This is a genomic window from Limnohabitans sp. MMS-10A-192, assembly GCF_003063335.1.
GTDB lineage: Bacteria > Pseudomonadota > Gammaproteobacteria > Burkholderiales > Burkholderiaceae_C > Limnohabitans_A.
In genome coordinates this window covers 224,756-231,031 of the sequence record NZ_NERX01000006.1, presented here as the reverse complement: position 1 = coordinate 231,031, position 6,276 = coordinate 224,756, and the positions used below count along the sequence as shown (strand labels likewise).

Genomic DNA, 6,276 nt, shown 5'->3' with positions numbered 1-6,276 from the left:
AGCTGATTTGACCTGACCATAAAAAAACCCACCGTGTTGCCACGGTGGGTTTTTGACTTTTAAATCATCAACTGGCTTGCGCCAGCGGAGTGATTAGAAAGCGTGACGCACGCCAACAGATGTACGACCAAATTTCTGATCGGTCAGAGCAGCAACGTTTGCAGCGCCACCGATTTGCTGAGGGTTCACTGCACCGTTCATAGCACGAGCCTTGTCGTCGATGGACTCAGCACGGAAGTACACGGCAGTGCGCTTGCTCAGGTTGTAGTCAGCACCCAGTGCCACCAATTTGGACTTTTGACCGGAGTAAGTACCAGCATCAGCCTTCAATTCACCAACTTGCGCCATCAAAACAACGGCACCCATGGTGTAAGTACCAGACACGCTGAACGCTTTGCGATCAACGCTGTTAGATGCTGTTTTTTGTGTCTGGTAAAGACCAAAGACTTTGGCAGCGCCCAAGGCGTAGTTGGCACCCAATGTGTTGACAGTCAGGTCAGCACCAGTTGTTGAGGCGCCAGACGAGCTAGCAGCACCAACGCCCAAGCTGTCTTGCTTCAAATTGCTGAACGATGCAGCCAGAGGGCCGTTGGCATAGTTCACGCCGATTTCTTGAGTACCAATTTGGTCATAAGCACCCAGAGCACCGAAAGCGTTAGCTTGTGGGTTGAGACTGTTTGTTGCCGTTGGTGCAGGAGTGGAAGAAGTGGCTTTAGTTTGCTTGCCAGAGTAGTACAAAGAAGCTGTCAAACCGCTGAAAGATGGCGATACATACTTGATCGAGTTCTCTGCGCGAACAGCAGAAGCTGCTTGACCGTCATTGATGAACATGGTGCGGAAGCCTGAACCGATGGCGGTGCCGAAAGGCTGGCCAGTCAGGTAGGTGCCCAGCGTGTTGTAGTTCACGGCGCCAGCGTCGATGGAACCAAAGCCACCAGCCAGACCAACACGGATTTCACCGTTGCCGAAGGTACCTGCAGTGGAGTTGATGCTGCTTGCAACGGTACCAGCGTTAACGCTGGAGCCTGTGCCAGCGTTGCCCATGTTAGATGTAGTGTTCCAGTCGGTTTCCACGCGGAAGTTGGCCTTCAAGCCACCGCCCAGGTCTTCCGTACCGCGGAAGTTGATCTGGCTGGTTGAAGAACCGTTGCCGTTGATACCGTTGACAGTGTTGTCAGCGCCTTTGTAATTGATGGACTGAAAGCCAACGTCCATCACGCCGTCGATTTGAACGGAAGATTGAGCGAAAGCACCAGTGGCTGCCAATGTAGCCAGAGCGGCTAGCTTGACGGTGTATATCAAGGGCTGAATGTTAGATTTGTTATAAGCAATCTATATTCATGTAGCCATGAACCTTAAACCCCTTTTAGCCCCCCTTTGCGCAAGCTTGGGGGACTTTGTTCTTAAGCCGATGGCCTTTGTCGGACGGTCAGGCGAGTCGACGCTGGCTATCCTTGATGACAATCAACCGGTGTTTTATGTCTTGGGTCCGGAGGCTTATGCAGAATTGCTCCGTGCCAGGCCAATGCCTGAGAAGTCCCCAGAGCCGGAGGTGGTTGATTCGGTGCTGACGCAAGGCAGCATGCGCTTGAATCGTTTTGATGCCTTGGCGCAAAAGCTGCTGCTTCAAGAGCAGCAGCGTGTTTCGCGTGGTGAGTTAAGCAAAGCCTCGGTCGGTATTTTGCGTAACCGCCTGGATGCGCATGTTCTGCCATTTTTCAAATACATTCCGCCATCTCAGGTGACGGTGGCTCAGATGGAGACGTTTGTCCATCGATTGACGGAACATCAGCTGAGTTCAACCACTGTATCTCAGTACTTGGTGGTGGTGCGAAAGTTGCTCAAACTGGCAGTACGGCATGGCTTTTTGCGTGAGCTGCCCGAGATGCCCGAGGTCAAAGTGGCCAATCGGCCTCGGTCCATGTTGTCCTTGGTGGAGTACGGCGCTTTGATCAAGACGGCGCATCGGCTCGAGCGTCAGCAGACGTTGGCGCCAGAGCTCAAAAGCACAGGTGGTCATCGCGAACGGTTTTGGGTGGCGCCCCGCAACCGCTGCCTGCCACCCGACATGGCTTGGGCGATCCGCTTCATGGTCAATAGTTTTGTGCGTCCGGGTGACATTCGCCAACTCAAGCACAAGCACGTGCAGGTGGTGCGCAGCGAGAGCACGTATTTGCGACTGACCTTGCCTGAGACCAAAAAGCACGATGCGCCGGTGGTGACGCTGCGCCCTGCGGTGCAGGTGTATGAAGTGGCCTTGGCCCGCGCACAGGCCAAGGGGCTGGGTGGGCCTGATGATTATGTTTTCTTGCCCGGAGAAACTGACCGTGTGTACGCCTTGGCGGTGCTGGGCTTTTGGTTCAAGTGGGTCATGCGCGAGGCCGGTGTGGCCACGGTGGATGTCTTGGGGCGTGACCGCACCTTGTATTGCCTGCGGCACACGTCCATCATGTTCCGATTGCTTTATGGCCAGGGCATCGACATGCTGACTTTGGCGCGCAATGCCCGCACGTCGGTGCAGATGATCGAGCGCTTTTACGCGTCGGCGCTGGATGGGGAGATGAATGTCGCCATGTTGCAAAGCCGGCGGTCTCAAAAGGGGTAAGCTGCTGTCCGATAAATCAACCACAAGTCGCCAAGGAGAACCATGATCGATCGCCGTTGCCTCATCCAATTGGGCGCAGCCGCCCTTGGTGCGCCCTGGGCCGCTTACGCGCAAGACAAGTACCCGAGCAAGCCCATCACCTGGGTCTGTCCGTATGCAGCCGGTGGCAATGCAGACAACCGTTCGCGTCAGGTGGCCAAGGTCATGGGCGCTTTGATGGGGCAGTCCATCGTCATCGACAACAAGGCGGGCGCTGGCGGCAACATTGGTACCGAAGTCATTGCCAAGGCTCGGCCAGATGGCTACACGGTGGGCATGGGCAATTTTGCGCCGCTGGCGGTCAACCATGCTTTGTTCAAGAAGTTGAACTACAACCCCTTCACCGATTTGGTACCGATTTTTCTGATTGAAAAAGGGCCTTTGATTTTGATGGTGCGCAGTGACTCACCCTACAAATCGGTCAAGGACATCGTGGCAGCAGCCAAGGCGGCACCGGGCAAGCTCAGCTACGCGTCAGGCGGTATTGGCGGCACGCACCATTTGAGCGGCGCCTTGTTCGAGCACGCAGCCGGCATCGACATGATCCATGCGCCCTACAAGAGTGGCTCGGCGGGTGCAACGGACTTGATGGGCGGACAGGTGCACATGATGTTCGAGCAGATGTATTCGGCCATGCCCGCCATCAAGGGAGGCAAGCTGCGTGCCTTGGCCATCACCAGCAAAACCCGTTCGCCGTTGGCGCCTGACATTCCGACCATGGCCGAGCAGGGTTATCCGGAGGTCGAGGTGCTCAACTGGCAGGGCTTGATCGGCCCCAAGGGCATGCCTGCTGATGTGATCAAGCAGCTCAATGCGATCGGCAACAAGGCGCTGCAAGACCCGGACTTGAAAGAGAAGATCCTGAGCCAGGGCAACGAGGTGGGCGGCGGCACGCCCGAGCAGTTTGCCGCGCTGATCAAGGCCGAGGCGCCACGTTGGGCCAAGGTGGTGCTCGACGCGAAGATCGAGCCCGAATGATCTTTTGACAGCGCATGAAAAAAGACCTGGCTTGCCAGGTCTTTTGCTTTCGGGCGCTGTGCAGCTCAGGTGTAGCGCTTGTTGCGCAGGTTGTTTTTCATGTCGCGCAGGGTGGGCTGCAGCTCTTCGCCAATGCGCAGGGCCACGGTGGTGGCCAGGATGTCGATGATGAGCAGGTGCAAAAGACGCGAAACCATGGGGCTGTATTTGTCGTAGCCCTCTGGGTGGTCGGCCGTCAGGTGGATGTGCCCGGCGCTGGCCAGCGGCGAGCCACTGGCGGTGATGACTATTGTTGTGGCGCCTTGCTTTTTGGCGATGTCGCAGGCGTCCATCAGGTCGCGGGTGCGGCCCGAGTTGGAGATGATCACCGCGCAGTCACCGGGCTTGAGCATGGAGGCGCTCATGACCTGCATGTGGCCATCGCTGTAGGCGATGGCGTTCACACCCAGGCGGAAGAATTTGTGCTGCGCGTCTTGCGCCACGATGCCGGAGTTGCCCACGCCGTAAAACTCGATGCGGCGGTTGGTTTTTTGGGTGGAGGCCAAGGCTTGTGCCGCATGCTCCAGCGCAAAAGAACTCGCGTCGTTGCGGTACTTCAAAAAGGCCGCCACGGTGTTGTCGATGACCTTGACCGCGATGTCACTGGTCTTGTCGTCCACATCGACGCTGCGGTGAATGAAGGGCACGCCTTCGCTGACGCTACCGGCCAGCTTGAGCTTGAAGTCGGACAGGCCGTCGTAGCCCATGCTGCGGCAAAAGCGCACCACGGTGGGCTTGCTCACATGTGAGCGGTCGGCCAGTTCGGTCACGGGCAAGTTGGCAAAGGCCCTGGGGTCGGCCAGCACGAGCTTGCCCACACGTTGCTCGGCCGGGGCCAAGGAGGGCAAGGAGGCTTTGATTCGTTCGAGCATGGCGTGTCTCCGGGTGGTTTTTTAGGTTGTCATCGCGAGCGAAGCGCGGCGATCCAGTGTTTGCATCAAAGCTCTTCGCTCCAGCAAAACCCGTCGCGCGCAATCATGGCGCTCGAGGCGCTGGGGCCCCAGGTGCCTGCGGCGTAGGGGCGGGGGCCTACGGGGTCGGCGGTCCAGTGTTGCAAGATGGGTTCCACCCAGCGCCAGGCTTCTTCTTGTTCGTCACTGCGCACGAACAGGTTCAGGCGGCCGTCCAGCACGTCCAGCAGCAGGCGCTCGTAGGCGCCCACGCGTTCACTGCCAAAGCGTTTGTCAAAGTCCAGGTCCAGGTGCACGGGGCTCAAGGCGGCACCACCGCCTTGGCCGCGCTTGCTTTGGCCTTGGGCAAACAGGTGCAGCTCCAGCCCGTCTTTGGGTTGCAGGTGGATCACCAGCTTGTTGACCTGACCCACGGGGGTCTTGAAGATGTCGTGCGGCGTGGGGCGGAAGTTGATCTCGATGTGCGCTTCGCGCGAGGCCATGCGCTTTCCGGTGCGGATGTAAAACGGCACGCCCGCCCAGCGCCAGTTGGCGATCTCGGTGCGCAGGGCGACAAAGGTTTCGGTGTTGCTGCTGGGGCTCACGCCTTGCTCGTCACGGTAGGCCGGCACGGGGTGGCCGTCCACATTGCCCGCAGCGTATTGGCCGCGAATCACATGTTGGGTCAGCGTCTCGGGTGTCCAGCGTTTCAAGGCGCGCAGCACCTTGAGTTTTTCGTCGCGGATGGCGTCGGCGTGCGCGTTGATGGGTGGCTCCATGGCGATGGCGCACAGCAGTTGCAGCGCGTGGTTTTGCACCATGTCGCGCAGGGCGCCGGTGCTTTCATAAAAGCCGCCGCGCTTTTCCACACCCAGCTCTTCAGACATGGTGATCTGGATGTTGGCGATGTGCTCGCGCCGCCACAGTGGCTCGAACAGGGCGTTGCCAAAGCGCATGGCAAACAGGTTTTGCACACCGGGCTTGCCCAGGTAGTGGTCGATGCGGAAGATCTGCTGCTCTTTGAACACCTGGCCCACGGCGGTGTTGATGGCGCGGTTGGAGGCCAGGTCGTGGCCCAGCGGTTTTTCCAGCACGATGCGGGTCTTGGGCGTGTTCAGGCCGCTGGCGGCGAGCTGCTCGCAGACGGTGGTGAACAGGCTGGGCGCGGTGGACAGGTACATGACCACATGGTCGGTCTCGCGCTCGGCCAGGCGTGCAGCCAGCGCGGCGTAGGCTTCGGGTTTGGACAAGTCCATGCGCACGTAGCGCAGCAGGGCCGCAAAGCGGGCGAATTCTTCGCTGTTGGGGCGTTTTTCACCTTCAACTTGTTCAAAACGGGTTTGGATTTGCTGGCGGTATTGTTCGTCGCTCAGGTCATCGCGACCGACGCCGATGATGCGGCCGCCTTCGGGCAGCGAGCCGTGGCGGTAGGCCTGAAACAAAGCGGGCATGAGTTTGCGCCAGACCAGATCGCCCGTGCCGCCGAAGAAAACCAAATCAAAAGCCATGATGTTCTTGAGTTACATGAAAAATTGATTTGTAATGTAACTTTGTTTCACGGATAATTCAAGCTGGCGGCTGAAATAAATGCGAGATGCATTTGTGGATGCAGAAAAAGCCAAGGAATATGTCCCCCCCGCTTGACGCAGATGATGTCCCCCAGTGCCTGACGCAGAAGCTGACGCCCAGGCCTTGACCCAGATGCTGTCACTCCGGGCTTGATCC

The 6,276-nt window shown here is 58.3% G+C and carries 5 protein-coding genes; 2 read left to right on the top strand and 3 right to left on the bottom strand.

Annotation, left to right across the window (positions count from 1 at the left end; genetic code table 11):
• Positions 1-93: 93 nt before the first annotated feature.
• Positions 94-1,302 (bottom strand): porin, encoded by a 1,209-nt coding sequence (locus B9Z43_RS13665; protein WP_158270123.1) that lies wholly within the window; start codon positions 1,300-1,302, stop codon positions 94-96.
• A gap of 223 nt (positions 1,303-1,525) precedes the next feature.
• On the opposite strand from B9Z43_RS13665, the gene B9Z43_RS13660 reads away from it, so the two are divergent.
• Complete coding sequence (locus B9Z43_RS13660) at positions 1,526-2,605, top strand: phage integrase SAM-like domain-containing protein (protein WP_233253967.1); 1,080 nt, start codon at positions 1,526-1,528, stop codon at positions 2,603-2,605.
• Positions 2,606-2,647: 42 nt separating this feature from the next.
• Complete coding sequence (locus tag B9Z43_RS13655; protein WP_199222314.1) at positions 2,648-3,622, top strand: tripartite tricarboxylate transporter substrate binding protein; 975 nt, start codon at positions 2,648-2,650, stop codon at positions 3,620-3,622.
• 65 nt (positions 3,623-3,687) lie between these two features.
• Here the strand turns inward: B9Z43_RS13655 and B9Z43_RS13650 are convergent, their stop codons facing one another.
• Together B9Z43_RS13650 and zwf are read right to left on the bottom strand one after the other, a co-directional pair.
• On the bottom strand, positions 3,688-4,533 hold the full coding sequence (locus tag B9Z43_RS13650) for a MurR/RpiR family transcriptional regulator (protein WP_108326489.1): 846 nt from the start codon (positions 4,531-4,533) through the stop codon (positions 3,688-3,690).
• Between the two features lie 65 nt (positions 4,534-4,598).
• Positions 4,599-6,059, bottom strand: coding sequence for a glucose-6-phosphate dehydrogenase (zwf, locus tag B9Z43_RS13645; protein ID WP_108326488.1), 1,461 nt, complete (start codon positions 6,057-6,059; stop codon positions 4,599-4,601).
• Positions 6,060-6,276: the final 217 nt, after the last annotated feature.